Annotated in this window: 18 protein-coding genes and 2 pseudogenes; 11 read left to right on the top strand and 9 right to left on the bottom strand. The window is 70.7% G+C overall.

Annotation, left to right across the window (positions count from 1 at the left end):
* Positions 1–10: 10 nt before the first annotated feature.
* Both ACQPY0_RS57670 and ACQPY0_RS57665 read right to left on the bottom strand, forming a co-directional pair.
* Positions 11–565: pseudogene (locus ACQPY0_RS57670) on the bottom strand (DUF6529 family protein); the annotation flags it as partial.
* Between the two features lie 352 nt (positions 566–917).
* A complete protein-coding gene (locus tag ACQPY0_RS57665; protein WP_432982027.1) occupies positions 918–1,256 on the bottom strand; it encodes a hypothetical protein in 339 nt (112 codons plus the stop codon).
* A 1,678-nt stretch (positions 1,257–2,934) separates the two neighbouring features.
* Here ACQPY0_RS57665 and ACQPY0_RS57660 point away from each other — a divergent pair.
* The 7 genes and pseudogenes from ACQPY0_RS57660 to ACQPY0_RS57630 all read left to right on the top strand — a co-directional run.
* Positions 2,935–3,718 (top strand): annotated as a pseudogene (locus ACQPY0_RS57660) (adenylate/guanylate cyclase domain-containing protein); the annotation flags it as partial.
* Positions 3,715–4,371: a Crp/Fnr family transcriptional regulator gene (locus ACQPY0_RS57655; protein ID WP_432982024.1), complete on the top strand. Its 657-nt coding sequence runs from the start codon at positions 3,715–3,717 to the stop codon at positions 4,369–4,371. The pseudogene ACQPY0_RS57660 and the gene ACQPY0_RS57655, both read left to right, overlap by 4 nt.
* A gap of 150 nt (positions 4,372–4,521) precedes the next feature.
* Positions 4,522–6,885: an immune inhibitor A domain-containing protein gene (locus tag ACQPY0_RS57650; protein WP_432982021.1), complete on the top strand. Its 2,364-nt coding sequence runs from the start codon at positions 4,522–4,524 to the stop codon at positions 6,883–6,885.
* Positions 6,886–6,923: 38 nt separating this feature from the next.
* Positions 6,924–7,325: a hypothetical protein gene (locus ACQPY0_RS57645; protein WP_432982018.1), complete on the top strand. Its 402-nt coding sequence runs from the start codon at positions 6,924–6,926 to the stop codon at positions 7,323–7,325.
* Between the two features lie 43 nt (positions 7,326–7,368).
* Complete coding sequence (locus ACQPY0_RS57640) at positions 7,369–7,941, top strand: DsbA family protein (protein ID WP_432982015.1); 573 nt, start codon at positions 7,369–7,371, stop codon at positions 7,939–7,941.
* 496 nt (positions 7,942–8,437) lie between these two features.
* Positions 8,438–9,064: a GOLPH3/VPS74 family protein gene (locus tag ACQPY0_RS57635; protein ID WP_432982012.1), complete on the top strand. Its 627-nt coding sequence runs from the start codon at positions 8,438–8,440 to the stop codon at positions 9,062–9,064.
* A 54-nt stretch (positions 9,065–9,118) separates the two neighbouring features.
* Positions 9,119–10,627, top strand: coding sequence for an APC family permease (locus tag ACQPY0_RS57630; RefSeq protein ID WP_432982009.1), 1,509 nt, complete (start codon positions 9,119–9,121; stop codon positions 10,625–10,627).
* An 86-nt stretch (positions 10,628–10,713) separates the two neighbouring features.
* Here ACQPY0_RS57630 and ACQPY0_RS57625 read toward each other — a convergent pair whose 3' ends face one another.
* From ACQPY0_RS57625 to ACQPY0_RS57615, 3 genes are all read right to left on the bottom strand, one after another.
* Positions 10,714–10,908, bottom strand: coding sequence for a hypothetical protein (locus ACQPY0_RS57625; protein WP_432982006.1), 195 nt, complete (start codon positions 10,906–10,908; stop codon positions 10,714–10,716).
* Positions 10,905–11,975 carry a LacI family DNA-binding transcriptional regulator gene (locus tag ACQPY0_RS57620; protein WP_432982003.1) on the bottom strand — a complete coding sequence of 357 codons (1,071 nt, stop codon included), beginning with the start codon at positions 11,973–11,975 and terminating at the stop codon, positions 10,905–10,907. Before ACQPY0_RS57620 ends, ACQPY0_RS57625 begins: the two co-directional genes overlap by 4 nt.
* A 142-nt stretch (positions 11,976–12,117) precedes the next feature.
* A complete protein-coding gene (locus ACQPY0_RS57615; RefSeq protein WP_432982000.1) occupies positions 12,118–13,230 on the bottom strand; it encodes an MBL fold metallo-hydrolase in 1,113 nt (370 codons plus the stop codon).
* Between the two features lie 270 nt (positions 13,231–13,500).
* On the opposite strand from ACQPY0_RS57615, the gene ACQPY0_RS57610 reads away from it, so the two are divergent.
* Entirely contained in the window at positions 13,501–15,153 is a 1,653-nt protein-coding gene (locus ACQPY0_RS57610; protein ID WP_432981997.1) for a helix-hairpin-helix domain-containing protein, read from the top strand.
* On the top strand, positions 15,153–16,226 hold the full coding sequence (locus ACQPY0_RS57605; protein WP_432981994.1) for an OmpA family protein: 1,074 nt from the start codon (positions 15,153–15,155) through the stop codon (positions 16,224–16,226). Before ACQPY0_RS57610 ends, ACQPY0_RS57605 begins: the two co-directional genes overlap by 1 nt.
* Positions 16,227–16,280: 54 nt before the next feature.
* On the opposite strand, the gene ACQPY0_RS57600 is transcribed toward ACQPY0_RS57605, so the two are convergent.
* Positions 16,281–17,885, bottom strand: coding sequence for an alpha/beta hydrolase (locus tag ACQPY0_RS57600; protein ID WP_432981991.1), 1,605 nt, complete (start codon positions 17,883–17,885; stop codon positions 16,281–16,283).
* 170 nt (positions 17,886–18,055) lie between these two features.
* Between ACQPY0_RS57600 and ACQPY0_RS57595 the strand changes: the two genes are divergently transcribed.
* A complete protein-coding gene (locus ACQPY0_RS57595) occupies positions 18,056–18,817 on the top strand; it encodes an RNA ligase family protein (RefSeq protein WP_432981988.1) in 762 nt (253 codons plus the stop codon).
* Positions 18,814–19,965: an AAA family ATPase gene (locus ACQPY0_RS57590; RefSeq protein ID WP_432981985.1), complete on the top strand. Its 1,152-nt coding sequence runs from the start codon at positions 18,814–18,816 to the stop codon at positions 19,963–19,965. The genes ACQPY0_RS57595 and ACQPY0_RS57590 overlap by 4 nt, the downstream gene beginning before the upstream one ends.
* A 132-nt stretch (positions 19,966–20,097) precedes the next feature.
* On the opposite strand, the gene ACQPY0_RS57585 is transcribed toward ACQPY0_RS57590, so the two are convergent.
* The 3 genes from ACQPY0_RS57585 to ACQPY0_RS57575 form a co-directional block, all read right to left on the bottom strand.
* Positions 20,098–20,820: a hypothetical protein gene (locus ACQPY0_RS57585; protein WP_432981982.1), complete on the bottom strand. Its 723-nt coding sequence runs from the start codon at positions 20,818–20,820 to the stop codon at positions 20,098–20,100.
* A gap of 123 nt (positions 20,821–20,943) precedes the next feature.
* Positions 20,944–21,084: a hypothetical protein gene (locus tag ACQPY0_RS57580; protein ID WP_432981979.1), complete on the bottom strand. Its 141-nt coding sequence runs from the start codon at positions 21,082–21,084 to the stop codon at positions 20,944–20,946.
* Positions 21,081–21,236, bottom strand: a complete 156-nt coding sequence (locus ACQPY0_RS57575; RefSeq protein ID WP_432981976.1) for a hypothetical protein — start codon at positions 21,234–21,236, stop codon at positions 21,081–21,083. Before ACQPY0_RS57575 ends, ACQPY0_RS57580 begins: the two co-directional genes overlap by 4 nt.
* Positions 21,237–21,267 lie beyond the last annotated feature (31 nt).

Here is a 21,267-nt window from a genome sequence, read left to right as displayed (position 1 = left end):
TCGAGCCCTTTCAGAGTTTGACGCCGAAGGTGGTGAAGAACCACAGGGCGGAGGTGACGAACAGGCCGGACAGGGCGGTGAAGACGAGGCCGCCGAAGAGTGGGAGGGCCCAGCCGGGGACGCCCTTCCTGCTGAGGATCAGCATCTTGGCGGCGAAGGTGCCGTAGAAGAAGCAGCCGAGCAGGGAGTGCAGCAGGACGCGGGTGTTGTAGTCGTCGAAGCCGAGCGCGTAGAGGCAGTGCAGGGCCACGGGAATGGAGGCGATGAAGGCCAGGCGGCCGGACCAGCGGTGCACCGGGCCGAGCCAGTTGGCGGTTTGCGGGATGGGGAGCTTGCCGTACATGACGAGGGCGGTGAACAGCTGGACGACAGCCAGGGTGAAGGCGAGCGTGGCCAGCCAGACCTTGACCGTTGCCGGGCTGGAGAAGCCCGCGATGTTCACGGCGACGCCCGTCGGCTCGTGGAGCTTGCCGTAGACGCCCAGGCCGGCGGCGACGAGGCAGGCAACCAGGAACGGGACGATGAGCGCCGTCGCGGTCCTCGGGCTCGTCGGGGTCGGCGCGCCGGCCGCGGCGGCAACAGCGACAGTCGCCGTGGCCCCGCCAGCAGTCGCGGCCGGGTTGGTGGCCGGGCCCGGCGGTGTGAACGTGGTGGCCGGGGGCGGTGGTGGTGCGGATAGGGGGATTACCACGTACTCGATCGGCGGGGTGCCGGGCGTGGGCGGGGCTTCGTCGGTGAACGCGGGAGGCGGTGGCGCGAAGGGGGAGGGTGGCAAGGGGAACGGGTCTCCTCCCGACGGTGGGAGCGGGCCCGGCTCCGGGATCGGCGGGAAGTGGACTCGGCGAAGGGGTTCGGCCGGGGAAGAGGTGGCGTCCGCGGGGAGGTCGGGTGGCGTGGTCATCGTCGGGCTCCCTGGCTCAGTATCCGGTCGCGGGGGTCGTGGCCTCGATCGTCACCGCGGTGCCGTCGACCGTGGCGGTCTTCGAGTTCACGTCGAACGGGGGAGCGGGCCGCTGGACGCCGTCGCGGGTTTCGACGCCCACCTGGATGCCGTCCTGCAGGACGATCCAGCTGGCGTCGAGCTTCTCGCGCAGGGCGGCCTGGGAGCGGTACAGGCCCGAGGGCGGGGTGGCGACCTTGATGGTGAACGTCCACGACTTGGTGCCGGCGGTCACGGTGCCCTTGACCTGGCCGGCGGAGTACGTGCCGGTCAGGGAGCCCTTCGCGCTGTTGAGCCGGGCCTCGCCGTTGGTCATGTCGCCGTCCAGCCAGGCCTCGGCGGACTTGCCGTCGCAGACGTAGGCGATGGCCTTGCCGTTGTTGACGACGATGCCGAGCGAGGCCGCGCCGCCGTCGACCGCGCCGGCGTACGTGATCGCGCCCTGCTGGGCGGCCTTGCCGGTGCCGTCGCCGGCCTTCGCGGGCGACGGGGGCGGGGCGGGAACGGCCGAGGTCTGTGCAGCGGCGGACGCCGCCAGGGTCTGGGCAGTGGCGGACGTCCCCGGGGTCTGGGGTGGCGGCGGCGTTGTCGCGGGCCACGTCGTTGCTGAGGTTGACGTTCATGCCGTACAGCACGCCGGCCACGGCCAGGCCCGCGCCGAGGGTGACGAGCGGTGCCTTGAGTTTCATCGGAGAACTCCCACAGGTTGGTTTCGAGGTCTATGAGACCGAGCGTGGGAGGCCGTGTCTGCGCCAAAAGACGCAGAGGACAGAGGCGGCCGATGTCCGTAATGAGACGTATGGCGAGAGGGGGTGCAGGTGCGACGCTGAGGCCGGCAGATATGGCGCATCGAAGCGATAGGGGAGCCGAGCGATGGCGCGCGTTGTGGTCTGGGCGGCGCATCTCGCGCTGCCGCCGGCGGGGCTCTGGCTGCTGCTCGTACGGCCCGGGGCGGATGTCGTCTGGCAGCACCACCAGACGCACTTCTGGCTGGTGCTGGTGGTCGCCGCGCTCAACGTCGCCGTCGGCGGGGCGATGAGCGTGGCGGCGCGGCGGCGCGGGGACGGGCGGCTGTTCCTGGTGTCGCTGGTGTTCCTGGCGGCGGCCGGGTTCCTGTTCGCGCACGCGCTCGCCACGCCGGGGGTGCTGATCGGGCACCCGAACGCCGGGTTCGACCAGTCGATGGCGGTGGGGCTGATCGTGGGGTCGGTGCTCGCCGTGCTCTCGTCGTGGAGGCTGCCGGCGACGATCACGCGGTGGCAGCTCGGGCTGCGGGTGGGGCTCGGGCTGGTGCTGTTCGCGTGGATCGTGTGGTCGCTGCTGGATCTGCCGCCGCTGTCGCGGCAGGACCAGATCCGCGACGTCGAGGGGCCGATGGTGTGGGCGTCGTGGGTGGCGGTCGCGCTCTACATCCTGGCCGCGGTTCGCTTCTTCCTGCTGTACCGCCGGGCGCCGGGCGCGGTGCTGATCTCCGTCGTCACCGCGTTCGCGCTGCTGGCGGAGGCGATGGTCGCCGTCACGCTCGCGGACAAGTGGCGGCTGTCGTGGTGGGAGTGGCACCTGATCCTCACCGCCGCGTTCCTGTTCGTGGGGTACAGCGCCTACGTGCAGTACCGCCGCGAGGGCAGCGCCGCCGGGCTGTTCGACGGGATCGCGATGGCCGAGACGAACCGGCGCATCCGGCGGCAGTACGAGGAGGCGCTCGAGGAGCTGGTTGCGGCACTGCAGGGCTCCGAGGAGGGTGCGCCGCCGCAGCGACTGGCGGCCCGGATGGCGGAGCGGTTCGGGCTGACCGAGAAGCAGGCGGAGGTGCTCGACCGCGCGGCGGCGGCGCTGGTAGCCGAGCGCGAGCTGTCGCAGCGGCTCGGGGCGCTGGTGGCCGTGGGCGAGAAGGCGAGGGTCGGGGCCGGCGAGGAGGAGTTCCTCCGTGCGGCCCGGGCGGCCGTGGAAGGCTCATTCGGTACCGTCGAAATCGCTCTTGTCTCCGACGGCAGGCTCGAAAACGTCGCGGACGCGCTTCCCCTGACGGTGAAGGGCCGGCTCGCGGGCGCGGTCAAAATCCCGGCGGGCGGGCGCGACGAGCTGCGCCAGACGCTCGCGCATCAGCTGTCGATCGGGCTGGAGAACGCGCGGCTCTACGGGGAGCTCGCGACGCTGTTCCGGCAGTACATGTCGCCGGACGTCGCGGCCGCGCTGCTGGCGGACCCCGACCAGGCGGCGCTCGGCGGGCGGCTGGTGGACGTGACGGCGTTGTTCGCGGATCTGCGCGGGTTCACGACGTTCTCCGAGGCGGTGGAGCCGGGGGACATCGTGGAGATGCTGAACCGGTACCACGGGGTCGCGGTGCCGTGCATCCTCGACAACGGCGGCACAATCGTGCAGTTCGTCGGGGACGCGCTGCTGGCGCTGTTCAACGCGCCGGCGCGGCAGGAGGACCACGAGGCGCGGGCGGTGCGGGCGGCGCTGCAGATGCAGGACGCGGTGCGGGAGATCGCCGAGGGGCGGCCGGACTGGCCGCGGTTCCGGGTCGGGGCCAACACCGGGCCGGCGCTCGTGGGCAACATCGGCAGCGAGCTGCTGCGCGGGTTCAACGCGATGGGGGACGCGGTGAACGTGGCCGCGCGGCTGCAGACGGTGGCGGAGCCGGGTCAGGTGGTGATCGGCGGGGCCACGTACGACGCGGTCGCCGGCCGGGTGAGCGCGACCCCGCTCGGGGACCTGGAAGTGAAAGGTCGCCGACAGACAGTCCGCGCCTACGTGGTGGAGACTTTGGCGTGACCGAGTTCTTCGATCTTCTGCACGCCGACGAGCAGGCCGCGCTGGAAGCCGTCGGGCATCGGCGGCAGTGGCGCCGGGCCGCGGTCATCCTGCGGGAGGCGAGCCGCTCCGAGGCGGTGATCATCCTGCGGGCGGGGCGGGTCAAGGTCTCCTCCGACACGGCGTCCGGGACCGAGGTGCTGCTCGCGGTGCGGGGGCCGGGCGCGCTGCTCGGCGAGCTCTCGGCGATCGACGGCGGGCCGATGTCGGCGACCGTGACGGCGCTGGAGCCGGTGACGGCGCTGTCGGTGCCTTCGCCGGACTTCGAGCGGTACCTGCTGGGCCACGCCCGCGTCTCGTTCCTGCTCATGCGCGAGCTGACCCGGCGCCTGCGCGACGCCGACCGCAAGCGCATCGAGTTCGGCGCCTACGACACCACCGGCCGGGTGGCGGCGCGCCTGGTGGAGCTGGCCGAGCGCTTCGGCGAGCCGACCCCGCAGGGGCTGCGGATCAGCCTGCCGCTGTCGCAGGACGAACTCGCCGGCTGGACCGGCGCCTCGCGCGAGGCGGTCACCAAGTCCCTGCGCACGCTGCGTGAGGAGGGCTGCATCCAGACCGGGCGGCTGCACGTGATCGTCCATGATCTCGATGCCCTCAGAGATCGGGCTCAATGAAAGGGTCACCCTCGATCTGACCCTTGCAAGTATGCGCATACCTCGCTGTCGATCTCTGGCGGACGCGATCTGCCCCTAATCTCTCGCGACAGGTGCATCGAGGCATCGAACGGTGCCTCCATGCGGACATGCCCCACCAGGGAGGTACCTGTGCGTAAGTTGACCGTGGGACTGCTGAGTCTCACGCTCGCGTCGGGGATGGGGGTGTTTGCCGGCGGCGGCGCGGCCCACGCCGTGCCGGCGCGGCAATCGCCATCCGTCGACGCCGCGTCACCCTCCGACGAGCTGCCCAACCCGCTGGAGGACAAGCGGCGCGATTCTCGTGAGGTCGCCCTCTCCCAGGTCCTGGCGGGCCAGGCCACGCCGGAGAAGCGCGGAGCGAGCACGGTCGTCAAGATCGGAAACGGGAACAAGAGCAAGGGTCACGTCGACAAGTACGTCGAGCTGAGCCGCGAGAAGACCGACAAGATCTTCGTGGTGCTGGCCGAGTTCGGCGATCAGCGTCACCCGAGCTACCCGGACCAGGACACGGCCCCGTCCGTCCCCGGCCCGGCGAGGTTCGACGGCCCGCTGCACAACCAGATCCCGGCGCCCGACCGCACCAGGGACAACTCGACGATCTGGAAGCAGGACTTCAGCAAGCAGTACTTCGAGAACATGTACTTCGCCACCGGCAGCGGGGCGGAGTCGCTCAAGACGTACTACGAGAAGCAGTCCTCCGGCCGGTACAGCGTCGAGGGCACGGTCACCGACTGGGTGAAGGTGCCGTACAACGAGGCCCGCTACGGCCGCAGCAACGGCTACCCCTGCGCGAGCAACGTGTGCAGCAACACCTGGAACCTCGTCCAGGACGCGATCAACGCGTGGGTGGACGGGCAGCACGCCCAGGGCAAGACCGATGCGCAGATCAAGGCGACGCTGGCCTCGTACGACCAGTGGGACCGGTTCGACTACGACGGCGACGGCAACTTCAACGAGCCGGACGGGTACATCGACCACTTCCAGATCGTCCACGCCGGTGGCGACCAGGCCGACGGTGACCTGATCCAGGGCGAGGACGCGATCTGGAGCCACCGCTGGGCGGCGTTCCAGAACTTCACCAGCGGGCCGGACTTCAACAAGCTCGGCGGTACCCAGATCGGGACCACGGGCCTGTGGGTGCGCGACTACACGATCCAGCCGGAGAACGGCGGCCTGAGCGTGTTCGCGCACGAGTACGGCCACGACCTCGGCCTGCCGGACCACTACGACACCTCGGGCGCCGGCGGCAATGCCGAGAACCCGGTGAACTGGTGGACCATCATGGCGCAGAGCCGGGTCAGCCTGCCTGGCGACAACGGCATCGCGGCCCGCGCCGCCGACCTCGGCGCGTGGGACAAGCTGCAGCTGGGCTGGCTGGACTACACGACCGTCAAGGCCGGGCAGACCAAGCTCGTCGACCTCGGTCCGCACGAGTACAACAGCCGCAAGCCTCAGGCGGTCGTCGTCACCCTGCCGAAGAAGAAGGTCAGCACGCCGCTGCCGGCACCGCCGCAGGGCAGCAAGTCGTGGTGGAGCGGCCAGGGCAACAACCTCGACAACTCGCTGACCCGCAGCGTCTCGATCCCGGCCGGCACGACGACGCTGTCGTTCACGGCGAACTGGGACATCGAGGACTGCGGCCCGGACGCGTGTGACTACGCGTACGTCGAGGTCGACGACGGCACCGGCTTCAAGGCGATCCCGGGCTCGATCACCACCGCGAGCGAGGGCAACGGCATCGACGGCACCAGCGGCGGGTGGGTCCCGGCCACGTTCGACCTCTCGGCCTACGCGGGCAAGACGGTCGGGCTGCGGTTGCGGTACTTCACCGACCCGGCCACCGGCGGCCAGGGCTTCTTCGTCGACGACATCGCCATCACCAACGGCGGCACCACGGTGTTCGCCGACGGGGCGGAGTCGGGCGCCAACGGGTGGACCGCGGTCGGCTTCACCGCCGTGGGCGACGCGCTGGTGACGGAGTACGACAACTACTACATCGCCTCCCACCGCACCTACGAGTCCTTCGACAAGTACATGAAGACCGGCCCGTACAACTTCGGGTTCGCGGACCGGCCGCAGTACGTCGAGCACTTCCCGTACGAGACCGGCCTGCTGATCACGTACTGGGACACCTCGTACCGGGACAACAACACCAGCCAGCACCACGGCGCGGGCCTGATCCTGCCGATCGACTCGCACCCCGACCTCAACCTCAAGGCGGACGGGACCCCGTGGCGGCCGCGCGTGCAGGGCTTCGACGCCCCGTTCTCGTTCGCGAAGACGGACTCGTTCACCCTGCACTCCGGCGCGAACAACGCGCCGAGCCACCTCGGCGGCCAGTGGGGCAACCCGCTGTTCGACGACAGCCGCAGTTACTACCGTGAGGACCCGGCGACCAGCACCTACTACGGCGTCAAGGTGCCGGACAACGGCGTGAAGATCCTCGCGCTGCTGCAGAACGGCACGTCGATGGTCGTGCTCGTCACCGGCTGAACGGGAACCGAGTGAGGCCGGAGGAGGTCCAAGTGGGCATGAAAGCGCCCCTGGGCCTCCTCCTGGCCGTTCTGGTCCTGGCCGGTTGTGCGGACCGGTCCCCGCAACCGGTGCAGGCGCCATCGAGCGCCAGGAAATCCGCGCCGACCGCCGGCCGCAGCGCCGAACCGAGCATCAGCATCCCGCCCGACGTGCCCAAGACGACCAAGGCCGAGCCGCCCGTCGACGACTTCCAGCAGGTCGTCGCCGAGGGTCGGGTCCGGGTCAGCGGAAGCTGCGTGGAGCTCGTCACCGACAGGACCACCTGGGTCCTGCTCGGCCCGGCCGCGGCGCAGTTGCGCGACGGCCGGCAGGCGAGGGTGACCGGCGTGCCCGACCCCAACCGCGAGACCGGCTGCACAGGTAGCCCGCTGCTGGTCTCCGGCGTCGCACCCGCCTGAGGCGGGTGAGGCGGGGCCGCCCGCAGCGGCGAATCGTTGAGGGATGACCACGCCCTTCCAGGTCACGGTCCCCCGGCTGACGGTGCCGGTCGGCCCCGACGACCACACGATCGGCCCGGCCGGCGCGCCGGTGTCGCTGGTGGAGTACGGCGACTTCCAGTGCCCCTACTGCGCGATGGCCTACGCGATCCGCCGTGACCTGCTGCGGCTGCGGCGGGAGACGATCCGGTACACCTTCCGGCACTTCCCGCTGACCAACGTGCACCCGTACGCCGACCTCGCCGCGGAGGTCGCCGAGGCGGCCGGGGAGCGCGGCGCGTTCTGGCCGATGCACGACTGGCTCTTCGAGAACCAGCGCAGCATCAACCCCCGTCAGCTCATGGTCGGCGTCGAGCGGCTCGGCCTGCCGTCGGCCGAGATCGGCGATGAGGTCGGCGCGCACCTCTACCTCGACCGGGTCCGCCGCGACCTGGTCGGCGGCGTGCGCAGCGGCGTCGGTGGCACCCCGACCTTCTTTGTGAACGGCGTGCGTCACGACGGCGGCTACTCCCTCGACGATCTGCTGGAGGCCGTCGACGAGGCCGCCGAGACGGTTGAGCCCGGCTACGGACCGTAGCTCACCGCAAGAGATCATCACAACAGCGCAGCGTAACGGCGCAACGGCGTTCCCCGGCGGGCGATGAAATCATCGCCCGCCGATTCTTGCGCGGTATACCCACAGCTGGCCAAGGCCGCGCCGGAAATCGCTCTCCAATCCGCCGACGTCAAATCGAGGGCCCGTCCGCCCGAGGGCCATTGCGGGCCGTGACCGGCCCCGACACGACTCGGGAATTCCGGGCATCACACTCGGTGACACACCTTGCCGAGGGGGCATCGGTCAATTCGACCTTGGTGACCTGCGTTAACACGAATTTGAACGGGAGTGGTTGCGAACCGGCCAATACGCAGTGCATGCTTTCGCGTTGGGTCGCACGGTCTTTCGGGCCCTAACTGATACCAACCTCGGGTTCTTGGGGAATCCGGAGGCCGGTCGTGGGGGGCCGGCCGACGAGACGAAAGATTGGTGACGGTGCGCGGTCGATCGATGGCCGGTCGATTAGGGGTGCGACCCGATGCTGCTGGCCGATGACTTCTTCCTGATCGCGCACAATGACCGGGACGGGCGGTCCCGGCTGTCCGCTCGCGCGACGGAGCTCGGGCTGGCCGGCGCGATGCTCGGCGAGCTGGTGCTGGAGCAGCGCATCCTGGTCGAGGGCGCCCGCCTGCGGGTGCTGTCCAACGAGCCTCCCTCCGACCCGCTGGCCCACAAGAACCTGGCCACGATGGTCGCCGAGATCCAGCACCGCGAGGTGCGCACCTGGCTGCAGTTCCTCGGGCGGACGGCCGTCGAGGAGGTCGGGCAGCGGCTCGCCCGCGTCGGCCTGGTGGAGCAGACCCAGGTGCGGCGGCTCCTGCGCAGCGAGACGCGGTACCTCGCCGCCGACGTGAACCTTCCGGCCGGACGGGTGGTGCGGCTGCGCCGCCTGCTCACCGGCTTCGAGCCCATGCGTGTCGCGGACACCACCCTGGCCGGCCTGGCCGAGGCGACCGGGCTGACCGGTCACATCCTGTGGGACCGCGACCCAGCGGGCGCCAGACGACTTCAACAGGCGATCACCACCCTGCCGCCGCCGCTGCGCGACCTGATCCTGCAGGTCGAGTCGGCGGTCGGCGACGCGGTGTTGTCGCAGCGCGGGTGACGGCGCGGCTCGGCTTCCCTCTCCCCCTTCCCCCTCAAAGTCCCTGGAGGACCGATGTCCACACCGTCGCCCGTGCGACCGAGCGTGGTATCCCAGGCACTGGCCCGCGACCGGCTGGGCGTGCCGTCCGTCATCATGTTCGCCCTGACCGCGGCCGCGCCGCTGATGGTCGTCGGGGCGCTGGTCTCGACCGGCTGGGGCGTGGTCGGCACGACCGGCTTCCCCCTGGCCTTCCTGATCATCGCCGTCATCCTGGCCGTGTTCAGCTTCGGCTATGTCGCGATGTCGCGGCACATCACCAACGCGGGCGCCTTCTACTCGTACATCGCGCAGGGCCTCGGCCGCCCGCTGGGCGTCGGCGGTGCGATGGTCGCCCTGGTCGCGTACAACCTGCTGCAGGTCGGGCTGTACGGCGCGTTCGGTTTCTTCGCCTCGCAGCTGCTCGCCGACAAGGCGAAGATCAACGTCGACTGGTGGGTCGTGGCCCTGGTGCTGTGGCTCTTCGTCGCGATCCTCGGCCTGCTGCGCGTCGACGTGAACAGCAAGGTCCTCATGGTCCTGCTCGGCGCCGAGCTGATCGTGGTGACCCTCTTCGACGTCATCTTCTTCAGCCACCCGGCCGGCGGCTCGGTCAGCGTCGAGCCCTGGACCTGGAGCGCGCTCAAGGACTCGGCCGGCCCGGCGTTCGCCGTCGCCACGACCGCGTTCGTCGGCTTCGAGGCCGCCCCGGTCTTCGCCGAGGAGGCGAAGAGCAAGAACCGCACCGTGGCCATGGCCACGTTCCTCGGCCTGGCCGTCATGCTGCTGTCGTACTCGCTCACGAGCTGGGCCGCGTCGGCCAGCATGGGCGTCGACCAGACCGTCGACCTGGCCCGGCAGAGCATCGACCAGGGCGGCCCGTTCTTCCCGACCCTGATCGAGAAGGGGGGTGCCTGGGCCGGTGACCTCGGCACCGTCCTGCTCGTCACCAGCATCGGGGCGGCCGCGCTGAGCTACCACAACACGACGGCGCGGTACGCCTTCGCGCTGGGCCGCGAACGGGTGCTCCCGTCGTTCTTCGGCCGGACCCTGGCCCGCTCGGGCGCGCCGATGGCCGGCTCGCTGTTCCAGACGATCATCGCGGCCGTGGTCATCGTGCTGTTCGCGGCGGCCGGCTGGGACCCGATGGTGAACCTGTTCTTCTGGCTGGGCACCTCGGGCGGCGTCGGCGTGCTGCTGCTGGTCTTCGCGACGTCCCTGTCAGTGATCTTCTACTTCGTGCGGGACGCCCGCGGCGAGGGCGCCTGGTCGCGGCTCGTCGCGCCGATCCTGGCCACCGTCGCGCTCGGCTACGTCATGTGGCAGGTCTTCGACAACTTCGGCCTGCTGCTGGGCTTCGCCCCCGGCGCCGAGAACGCGGCGGTGTGGGCGTTCCCGGCCGCGTACGGCATCGCCGCCGTCGTCGGCATTCTCTGGGCGCTCATCCTGCGCGGCCTCAACCGCCAGGACTACGAGGCGATCGGCCTCGGGGCCCGGGCCAACACCGTGCGGATCGAGTCCGCCGAGGCGGCGGAGGTCCGCTGAGGCGGCTCCGCGAGGACGACCACGGCGAGGGAGGCAGGCGGTGGCCTGCCTCCCTCGCTTTGTTGTGCCCCGCTTACCGCAGGGTGTTACCCGTAGGTGAGCGCCGGCGTGGGCTCGACTCGGTCGGCGGCCCAGCGAAGCGTGCGCGCCGCGAAGCCGCGCACCTTGTTCATGGCGGCCGATTCGCCGCGGCGGTCGTCGACGACCGGGGCGTTGGGCATGGCCGAGTGCATCTCGGCGCGGATCGCCTCGAGTGAGATCAGCAGAGCGATGGGGGTCATGACTTCTCCCTGGTTCGGTCGGGGCCCGTGGTCGCGCGGACCACGAGCGATACGGGCAGCGTCAGGCGACGCCGCGCCGGGTCCTCGGGCGGGTCGAGCAGGATCTCGCCCGCGAGCCGCCCGCGCTCGACGCTGGGCTGGCGGATGGTGGTGAGGCCGGCCGGCTCGGCCTCGCCGATGTCGTCGAAGCCGGTGACCGAGACGTCCCGGCCGGGGCGCAGGCCCCGCACGCGCAGCGCGTCGAGCACGCCGAGCGCGAGAACGTCGGAGGTCGTCAGGATCGCCGTGGCCCGGCCGAGCAGGTCCAGTGCGTGCCCCGCCGCGGCCGCCCCCTGCTCGCGGCTGTTGTCCGCCGCGTTGATGAGCAGCACCCGCTCCCACGGCAGGCCGGCGGCGACGATCGCGTCGCGGAAGCCACGCACGCGCTGGCCGGTCACGTAGTAGCGCAGCGCGTCCGGGTCCGCGTCGACCGGGCCGGTGACGCCGCCGTCGACGATCCAGTGCGCGACGATCGCGATGTCGCGGTGGCCGAGCTGGACGATGTGCTCGCCGAGCCGGCGCGCGGCCGCGCGCTCGTCGATGCCGACGTAGCCGGCGTCGGGGCCGAACGCGGCCGGGTCCTCGCCGATCACGATCGGCACTCCGCGGGCCCGGATCAGCTCCAGCGCGCCGTGCCAGTCGGGCACGCAGTAGAGGCAGAACGCGTCGACCGAGGCGTTGCTGATGACGCGCCGCCCGGCCTCGTCGTCCTTGGGCAGGTTGATCAGCAGCAGCGAGGTCTCCCGGGCCGAGGCCGCCTCGGCGAGCCCGCGCAGGTAGGCCACCGCGTAGGGGTCGGTGAACGCCATCGACAGGTTGTCGGTGAGCAGGACCCCGATCGCGTTGACCTTGCCGCGGCGCAGGGATCGGGCCGTCGGGTTGGGGCCCGAGTAGCCCAGCCGCTCGGCCGCCGCCAGGATCCGGGCGCGCAGCTCGGGGGAGAGCTGATCCGGCCGGCTGTACGCGTTGGAGACGGTGCTCCGCGACACGCCGAGCTCGTCGGCGATGGTCTGCAGTGTTGCCGGCATGGTGCCGGATCCCTCCCTTCGGCTGTATCGATCCAGAACCTTCTGTATCGATACAGTACGCTGGCGCGCGCACACCTGCCAGGGTTTTGCCGGGTCCTGGCATGTGTGCCGCAACACGTGGTCTGAGCTGGGCTTTTAAACCTCACGCAATAGAGCGCCACCACGGTTCAAGTGCCGGTAACGCGTCGATGTTCACCCGGTCACCCGGGCGCGGCACGACCAACTCGATGTCCCGCGCCCGCGCCTCCTCGAGCAGCCGCTCGACCGGCTCGGACCACGCGTGCAGGGCCAGGCTGAACGTGCACCAGTGCAGCGGGATCAGCACCCGCGCCCGCACGTCCAGGTGCGCGCTCGCGCCGTCCTCGGGCTTCATGTGGATGTCGGGCCAGGCGTAGTTGTAGGCGCCGACCTGGATCAGGGACACGTCGAACGGGCCGTGCTGCTCGCCGATCCGCTTGAACTCCTCGAAATAACCGGAGTCGCCGGTGTAGAACAGGCTCCGCCGCGCGCCCTTGACCGCCCACGACGCCCACAACGTGCCGTCGCGGGTGAACCGGCGCCCGGAGAAGTGCCGCGCCGCGGTCGCGGTCAGCGTGATGCCGCGAATCTCCGCCCGCTCGTCCCAGTCCAGCTCGATGATCCGGTCCTCCGGCACGCCCCAGCGCTCCAGGTGGGCGCCGACGCCCAGTGGTACGAGGAACGGCGCCTGCTGGGTGCGCAGCAGCGCGCGGATCGAGGCGAGGTCAAGGTGGTCGTAGTGGTCGTGCGAGATGACCACGGCGTCGATGCGGGGCAGTTCCTCCAGCGGCAGCGGCATCGGGTGCAGCCGCTTCGGGCCCGCGAACGACGTCGGCGAGCAGCGCTCGCTCCACACCGGGTCGAACAGCACCCGGACGCCCTCGATCTCGGCCAGCGCGGTCGAGTGGCCCAGCCAGGTCACGTGCAGCCCGTCCGGCTCCAGCCACCCGCCCAGCTCCGGGCGGCTCACCGGGATCTCGCCGAGCGGCCGGCGGCGCTGCTTGCCCATCAGCAGCTCGACGAATGTGTCGCGCATCGCGTGCGGGGGCAGGATGTCGGCGGGCACGCTGTTGACGAACCGCTCTTCGTCGTACTGCGGCGATCGGCGCATGCGATCGGCGCGCCTCCCCGATGGCACGCCCCCCAGCTGCGCCGGAAGGTCACGCAGCGCCCACGCGACGCCACCGGCGGCGGCCGCCACCGCGGCCCAGGCGAGCACCCGAGTCGTCTTCCCCATTGCTCAGTCGCCTCCAGTTGTGGTGAGGTTCAGCACCCGTCTGTTTCGATTTTCTCTCGGCCCTCCGGGCGGCCCGACACCGGCAGAGCCCCTTCGAAGGCCCGCGATCTGCGCAAACGTCCTCCGGCCCCGGTCCGGGGGCCGGCGACACCCTGGTGGAGAGAGACGGGCGGCCCCTGTTGCCCGGCATCGAGGTGTGCAAGGGTGACCCGCGAACTCCCTCCTTCACGCGCTCGCATCGCGTAGGTCACTTCCCCCCGGAGGCCTGTCGTGGTCTGGTATACCGGCCAGTCACTCCTGTTGATCCTGCTCGCGTTTCTCCTCGGTCTGCTGGTCGGGTACCTCTTGTGGGGCCTGCGCCTGCGCCGGGTCCGCTCGTCCGGGTCCGCCACCGAGTCCACCCCCGCCCCTGAGGCCACGCCGGCCTCGGCGCCCGAGCCGATCGCGGCCGCGGTCGCGGCCCCCGAGCCGGTCGCGGAGCCCGCTCCGGCTCCCGTTCCCCTCGTTGCCGCCACCGAACCGGAACCGGAACCGGTCGCCACCGTCGAGCCCGAGCCTGTTGCCATTGTCGAGCCTGAGCCGGTCGCTGTCGTCGAATCTGAGCCGGTCGCTGTTGTCGAATCTGAGCCGATTGACGCGGCGCTCGTGGCCGATGTCGAGTCGGCGTTCGAGGCCGAGCCGGTTGCCGAGCCCGGGCAGGACGAGCTTGAGCGGATCGAGGGGATCGGGCCGAAGATCGCGGCGGCGCTGCGGGCGGCGGGCATCAGCACGTACGCGCAGCTGGCCGACGCGGATCGGTCCACTGTGGAGACTGCGCTGGAGCGGGCCAACCTGCGGTTCGCGCCCAGCATCGGGACATGGTCGCAGCAGGCGCGGCTGCTCGCCGACGGGGACGAGGCCGGCTTCAAGGAGCTGACCGACCGACTGATCGCGGGCCGCGAGGTCACCCCCAAGCCCGCCCCACCGGCCACGGCGGAACCGAAGCCGGTGGCGGTCGAACCCGAGCCGTTGGTAGAGGAGCCGGCCGCGGCCGAGCCGGAGCCATTGGTGGAGGAGCCGGTCGCGGTCGAGCCCGAGCCGGTCGCGGTCGAGCCCGAGCCGGAGGCCAAGCCGGTGGTGGAGGAGTCGGTCGCGGTCGAGCCGGAGCCGGTTTTGGAAGAGCGGGTCGTGGTTGAACCCGAGCCGAAGTCGGAGCCCGAGCCGGTTGTTGGAGAGCCGGTCGCGGTCGAGCCCGAGCCGGTCGTGGTCGAGGCCAAGCCGGTGGTGGAGGAGCCGGTCGCGGTCGTGCTCGAGCCGTTGGTGGAGGAGTCGGTCGCGGTCGAGCCGGAGCCGGTTTTGGAAGAGCGGGTCGCGGTCGAACCCGAGCCGAAGTCGGAGCCCGAGCCGGTTGTTGGAGAACCAGTCGTGGTCGAGCCCGAGCCCGAGCCGGTCGTGGTCGAGTCCAAGCCGGTGGTTGGCGAGCCGGTGGCGGTTCAATCCGAACCCGAACCCGAAGCAGAGCCGGTCGCGGTCGAGCCCGAACCGGAGCCTCAGCCGGTGGCGGTTCAACCCGAGCCGGTCGCGGCCGAACCCGAGCCGGAACCGGAGGCTGAGCCGGAGCCTGTTGCCGCTGTTGTGGAGGGGGCCGTTGCGGCTCGGGCGGGGGCGGGTGAGGACGGGCCGGCGGATGATCTCAGGCGGATCGAGGGTATTGGGCCGAAGATGTCGGCGGCGCTGGTGGCGGCGGGCATCCGGACGTACGCGCGGCTGGCGGACTCCGACGTCGACACGTTGCGGGCCGCGATCGAGGCCGCCGGTCTGCGGTTCGCGCCCAGCATCCTCACCTGGGCCCGTCAGGCGCGGCACCTTGCCGACGGGGACGAGGAAGGCTTTGCCGACCTGACCCGGCGGCTGGTTGCCGGCCGTGACACCGGGCGGGCGTGATGGCTAGGACCACCAATACGAGCGGGGTGCACTGGGAGGTACGCAAGCGGAATCCTCTCATCCCGATCGGCGTCGCCGTTGTCGGGCTGGCCGCGCTGGTCTTCGCGTTCGAGATTCCGCACCGGCACTCCGTCGAGGACAATCTGACCGACCGGACGAAGGTCGCGCTGACCAATGCCGGCATCGACGCCGACGTGTCCTTCGTGGGGCGTGACGGCACGGTGAAGGTCGGCTCGGCCGACGAGAAGGACAAGGCGCGCGACCTCACGCTCGGGGTCGAGGGCGTTCGAGTGGTGGACGTACAGGCGCCGCCGAAGGTGGAGACACCGGAGGTACAACCGCGGCAGCCACTGTCCGTGAAACTCCTCGTCGACGGCGGCAAGGTCACGCTCACCGGCACCGTGCCGGCCGAGGGCGACCGGGCGAAGATCGCCGACGCGGTCAAGGCGGCCTTCGGCGCGGAGAACGTGCAGGACGAGCTGACCGTCGACGCGCAGCGCACGTCCGACGACACCGACCTGGCCGGGCTCGGCGGGGTCGCGGCGGCGCTGGGCAAGGACACGAAGGCCGGCGTCGTCGACCTCACCGACCGCGTGATCACGCTGACCGGCAGCGTGGCCTCGCAGGACGTCAAGGACAAGGCCGAGGCGGCGGCGAAGACGGCGGCGAAGAGCGGGACCGTGCGCAACGAGCTCGTCGTGGGCCAGGCCGCCGCGCCCGAGCAGGTGCAGACCCAGCTGGTCGCGCTGCCGACGGTCGAGTTCGAGAACGACAGCGCCACACTGACGGCGCAGGGCCGGGCCGTGGTCGAGAACGCGGCGTCGATCCTCAGGGCGAACCCGGCGATCCGGGTCAGCATCGAGGGCCACACCGACCTCACCGGCACCGCCGCGCACAACCAGACGCTGAGCGAGAACCGGGCCCGCACGGTGCTGGACACCCTGGTCTCGCTGGGCATCGCGCCGGACCGGCTGAGCTCCCGGGGCTTCGGCGAGAGCCGCCCCAAGGTGCAGGGCAGCGACGCGGCGGCCAACGCGGTGAACCGCCGGGTGGAGTTCATCGTGCAGCAGTAAGCACACGAAAGGGGCGCGGCCGCTGTCGGCCGCGCCCCTTTTTTGCTTGTACCGCTAATGGTGAACCGGGTACAGCGGCTCACGCACCTCGCTGTCCGCGCGCAGCGTCTTCGCCGACAGCGACACCGCCGTCGGGTCCGGCTGCGGCAGGGCGTCGCAGTTCTTGTCGGGGCGGTCGCCCGACCTGCGCTGCGGGAGCTTGCCCGTCGCCAGGTACTCCGCGATCGTGTCGTCGACGCACGCGTTGCCGTTGAGCGAGTTCGCGTGCGTGGTCTGACCGACCTCGGCCAGCAGGGCGCTGTTCGGGAAGAGCCGCCGGGCCTGCAGGCTGCCCTCGAACGGGGTGGCCGCGTCAAGGGTGGTGCCGACGAACAGGACACTCTTGACCTTCGAGCCGTCGACCTTGACCGGCTTCTGGGCCTTCCCGGGCCAGTAGAGGCACGATGCGTTGTACCAGGCGTTGTCCCAGGTCATGAACGGCGCCTTGAGGAACGTCAGCCAGTTGTCGCGCTCCCACTTGCTCCAACTCTGCGGCCACTGGACGTCGGTGCACTGCACCGCGTTGTACACCGCGAAGCCGTTGTCGTCGCCGGGCCCGACGTAGTTGTTGTAGGCGTCGACGATGATGTCGGTGTTGCCGTCGTTGGCCCAGCCCGCGAAGGCGTCGGCCAGCTCCAGCCACGTCGACTGGTAGTAGCCCGAGTAGAGGAAGATGTCCGTCCACTCGTCGGCGCCGACGACGCCGCCGGCCGGCTTGCTGCGCAGCTTGTTCTGCTCGGCGTACCAGCGCAGCTCGACCTGTTGCGCGGTCTTGCCCAGGTGGTAGACGCTGTCGTACTTGGCCAGCCAGCCGAACCAGATCTTGACGTTGCGCTCGAAGTTCACGTCCTGGTCGAGGTTGGCCTCGTACCACACCCTGCGCACGTCGACATTGCCGTCGAGGACCATGCGGCGGACCTTGTCCGGGTGCAGCGTGCCGTAGACCTGGCCGAGGTACGTGCCGTAGGAGAAGCCGTAGTAGTTGATCTGCTTCGCGCCGAGCGACTTGCGGATCGACTCCATGTCGTTGACCGAGTCGACCGTCGTCATGTGGTTGAGCAGCTCACCGCCGGCCTTGCCGCACGCCTTCGCGTAGTTCTTCGACCGGTTCAGCCACGTGGTCTCGATGCTCTTGTTCCACGGGATGTACTCCGGCCGCGGCCCGTTGAAGTAGTCGTCGTCGCAGTGCAGGGCGGGGACGCTGGAGCCCACACCGCGCGGGTCGAAGCCGATCCAGTCGTAGGCCTCGCCGGCGCCGTTGGGCACGTACTCGCCCAGGACCGACTGGGTCAGGCCGGAGCCGCCCGGGCCGCCCGGGTTGACCAGCATGACGCCCTGGTAGTCCTTGTCGGCGACCTTGTGCTTGATGCGCGAGACCGCGATCTGGATCTTCTTGCCGTTCGGCTTGCTGTAGTCGAGGGGTACGTCGAGCAGGCCGCACTCGGCGCCGCGGCGCTGCAGACCCGGGCTCGCGCACTGCCCCCACGGGATCGAGGCGGCCGGATAGCTGTCGGCGCTCGGCGAGCCGGGTGCGGCCAGGGCGCTCGAAGCCGGCGCGACGGCCGCGAGCGTGGCCGCAGCGGTGAAGAGGACGAGCCCCTTCACGGTTTTGTTCGTCAAGACATCCTCCCAAATTTGCCCAAACGGGTACATCTGGGCAAAGTCTTCGGATCAAACAATGTCACGCCGATGCTTTCGACCAGGTGAGCCGCGCGGAAGCCGTAAGACCCTTTCCCTCACCCGAGAAAAACCCGTGTCGCCGGCCGATTCGGCTCCGGTACAACGGTGGGATGCTGCGGAAGTACCCCCGAACGCCCCACGTGCAGGGATCCCGCCTGCAGCCCGGAGACCACGACCTCGCCCAGGTCCCGTTCGCCGAGCTGGCCGGCCGTCCGCTGGTCGTGGAGGAGAAGCTCGACGGGGCCAACGCCGCGATCAGCTTCGATGCCGGCGGCACGCTGCTACTGCAATCGCGCGGCCACTACTTGAGCGGCGGGCCGCGGGAGAAGCAGTTCGCCCCGTTCAAGGCCTGGGCAGCCGGCCTTCAATATGTGCTGCGGCCCGTGCTGAAGGACCGATTCATCGTGTACGGCGAGTGGCTCTACGCCAAGCACACCGTCTTCTACGACGCCCTGCCGCACCACTTCTGCGAGTTCGACGTGTACGACCGTCAATCCGGGCAATTCCTGTCGACGCCCCGGCGCCGCGAGCTGCTCGACGGCCTCGGCATCGCCTCCGCCCCGGTTCTGCACGAGGGCGAGTTCGCCGACCTCGCCGCGCTCACGAAGCTCGTCGGCCCGTCGACCTGCCGCACCCCCGCCTGGCGCGACGCCCTGCGCGAGGCGGCCGTGGCCGGGGGCGCCGACCCGGAGCGCGTCGTGCGCGAGACCGACATGTCCGAGGAGATGGAGGGCCTGTACCTCAAGCTCGAGGACGCCGGCACGGTCCTCGGCCGCTACAAGTGGGTCCGGCCCAGCTTCCACACCGCGATCCTGGACTCCGGCAGCCACTGGCAGGACCGGCCGATCGTCGCCAACCGGGTCAGGGCGTGAATCCGTTCGAGCGCCTCTGCCCCGCACCGCCCACCTGGTCGGTCCGCTGGCCGGAGATCGCCGCCGCCTGCCCCTGGTTGCCCGGCCCCGCCGCCGAGCGGGCTCGTCCGGTCGTCTCGGCGCTGACCGGGCTGGACGAGTTCCGCGGGCGCCCGCCCGAGGAGCGGGTCCGGATCTTCACCGCCGCGCTGTTCCTGGACGCGGGCCGGGGTGCCGACCCTCCCGACGATCTTCCGGCGTCCGCTGCTCTCCCTGTGCGCGCGGACGCGGCTTTCCCTGTGGGCGTGGACGCGGGTTTCTCTGTGGGCGTGGACGCGGGTTTCCCTGTGCGCGCGGACGCGGGCGATGGGAACGTCGCGCGGCGGGGCGAGTTGGTGGCGCGCAGGGTGCTCTGGGAGATGGGGGTGCCGATCGCGTGGCGGGAGCACGTGGCCGCGCTCGTCCGCCATCAGCGGCTGCCGTTCGAGGCGCTGGAGCGAACCGACCTCGACCGGGTCGCCTTCCGGGTCAGTCTGCTCGCGCGCAACGACGACCTGGCACTGCTGGCGCTCGCGCGGGGTGGCGCCGACGAGGAGGTTGCACTCTTCAGGCAGTACACCCTCGAAATCGGCTGTTGGGACGGGCCCCGCGCCTTCGCCTCGGACCATGCGCGGTTCGAGTATTTCCGGACCCCCGGCCGGGACCCCGGCTATGCGGCCTTCGACGACACGCGCTGCACGGTGACCGTGATGTCGGGGTTGCCCGGCTCCGGCAAGGACCACTGGATCGCGCGCAACCGCCCCGGCGTGCCGGTCGTGAGCCTCGACGACCTGCGCGAGAAACTGGGTGTGCGGCCGACCGGGGACCAGGGTCCGGTGATCGCCGCGGCGAACGCGCGGGCCCGTGAGCTGCTGCGGGCCGGGACCGCATACGTCTGGAACGCCACCAACGTGACCCGCGCGCTGCGCTCGCGGTGCATCGGGCTGGCCGCGGGGTACGGCGCGCGGGTCGAGGTGGTGAGCGTGGAGGCCCCGCCGGACGTGGTCCACCGGCGCAACCGGGCGCGGGCGCGGACGGTCCCGGCCGCGGTGATCGACCGGATGGCCGGGCGCTGGGAACTGCCCGACCCGACGGAGGCTCACGCGGTGTCGTGGGTCGATAATGCTTAGTGCCGGCACCTGAGATCGATTAGGTGGCGGGCTGTAGCGTAGGTGATTGAGAGCGCGCCGCACCGGGCTGACTCGGCGCCGCGGGCTCGTGCCTACCGATGGCTGGTGGTTCGTGTGGCTGGTGGTTCGTGCCTACCGATGGCTGGTGGTTCGCTGGCGCTGCATGGCCAGGGCCTGCAAGGCTGACGAGCGGATCAGCAGCAGCGGGTTGAGCGGCTCGTTGGCGGCGATGGCCGTGGCGTAGGGCCGGTTCGCGGTGGCCCAGCCGTCCGTGATGTCATACTCGATCGACAGCGCCCCGTTGCGGGCCATCTGGTAGTCCAGCAGCACGCCGGGCCCGAGCGACCGGGTCGCGATCTCGCCCGCCATGTGCGGGATCGGCGAGAAGAAGAACGCGACCTTGGGGATCGGCTGGAAGAGGTCGACGTCGATCAGGTCGAAGATCCCGATCGGCTGGTACATTCCGTGCGAGTCGTGGACGCACAGCCCGGCGCCCAGCTCCACGCGGCCGGTGTTGTCGATCTCCATGTGCCCGGCCGGCCCGCCCGGGGTCACGATCCCGGCTCCGTCGTTGCCCGAGACCGTCAGCACACTGCCGAGCGGCGCCGGGTAGTTGTGCGTGGCGACGACCTTCGTGCTCGGGGCGTGCGGGACGCGCCGGGTGGTGAACATCGAGTATGTCTCGTTCCACGTGATCTCGAGGTGGCGCTCGAGGTAGTGCGCGGAGAGCCAGATCGTCGGGGCCCCGCTCGCCGAGGTGGCGATCGCGTGGAGCCCGAAGAGCGCGAAGTGGTGGTCGCGCAGCCGGTCGATCGTGGCCTCGCTCATGTCGATCGTGAGTTTGTGCTGCTCCACGCTGTCCTCCTGGGTTGTCGTCTGGCACCCAGTGTGGAGCGGACGAGTTGCACGATCGGGGCAATCGGTGAAAATCCCTCATCATCGCCCCTCGCCGCAGTGACCTGCCGCTCCTCGGTGCTTTCACAGCGCCCCGACGGCGTGGGCGTGGTCCCGCACGACGGCCTCGGCGGCCCGGCCCGGCTCGTCGGCGTCGGGGAGCCGGGCGGCGGCGATGTCGGGGTGCAGGCTCGCGCGGGCGATCCCCAGCAGTCGGCTGCTCACCTCGTCCACGGACTCGCCGTGGTAGTCGCGGGCGACCTCGTGTCGGCGGCGCGCTGCAGCGCCGAGGTCAGCTGGGCCTCCAGCGGCTCCTGCAGCCGCTGGACGGCGAGGTCGGCGCCGTCCGGATCGATGGTGACGTGCAGCTCCTGCATGGCCGTGGTACTTCCCGGCCGTGGCGACTTC

Origin of the sequence: Dactylosporangium sp. CA-233914 (assembly GCF_050942935.1) — a bacterium.
Lineage (GTDB): Bacteria > Actinomycetota > Actinomycetes > Mycobacteriales > Micromonosporaceae > Dactylosporangium.
This window is presented reverse-complemented; position numbering and strand designations above follow the sequence as displayed.

What these genes read in the sequence shown, in the direction of transcription:
- ACQPY0_RS57645 (WP_432982018.1), top strand. Translation starts at nt 6,924, where the DNA reads ATGAAAGCGCCCCTGGGCCTCCTCCTGGCCGTTCTGGTCCTGGCCGGT.
- ACQPY0_RS57625 (WP_432982006.1), bottom strand. Translation starts at nt 10,908, where the DNA reads ATGACCCCCATCGCTCTGCTGATCTCACTCGAGGCGATCCGCGCCGAG.
- ACQPY0_RS57665 (WP_432982027.1), bottom strand. Translation starts at nt 1,256, where the DNA reads ATGACCAACGGCGAGGCCCGGCTCAACAGCGCGAAGGGCTCCCTGACC.
- ACQPY0_RS57605 (WP_432981994.1), top strand. Translation starts at nt 15,153, where the DNA reads ATGGCTAGGACCACCAATACGAGCGGGGTGCACTGGGAGGTACGCAAG.
- ACQPY0_RS57595 (WP_432981988.1), top strand. Translation starts at nt 18,056, where the DNA reads ATGCTGCGGAAGTACCCCCGAACGCCCCACGTGCAGGGATCCCGCCTG.
- ACQPY0_RS57635 (WP_432982012.1), top strand. Translation starts at nt 8,438, where the DNA reads ATGCTGCTGGCCGATGACTTCTTCCTGATCGCGCACAATGACCGGGAC.
- ACQPY0_RS57620 (WP_432982003.1), bottom strand. Translation starts at nt 11,975, where the DNA reads ATGCCGGCAACACTGCAGACCATCGCCGACGAGCTCGGCGTGTCGCGG.
- ACQPY0_RS57575 (WP_432981976.1), bottom strand. Translation starts at nt 21,236, where the DNA reads ATGCAGGAGCTGCACGTCACCATCGATCCGGACGGCGCCGACCTCGCC.
- ACQPY0_RS57630 (WP_432982009.1), top strand. Translation starts at nt 9,119, where the DNA reads ATGTCCACACCGTCGCCCGTGCGACCGAGCGTGGTATCCCAGGCACTG.
- ACQPY0_RS57640 (WP_432982015.1), top strand. Translation starts at nt 7,369, where the DNA reads ATGACCACGCCCTTCCAGGTCACGGTCCCCCGGCTGACGGTGCCGGTC.
- ACQPY0_RS57615 (WP_432982000.1), bottom strand. Translation starts at nt 13,230, where the DNA reads ATGGGGAAGACGACTCGGGTGCTCGCCTGGGCCGCGGTGGCGGCCGCC.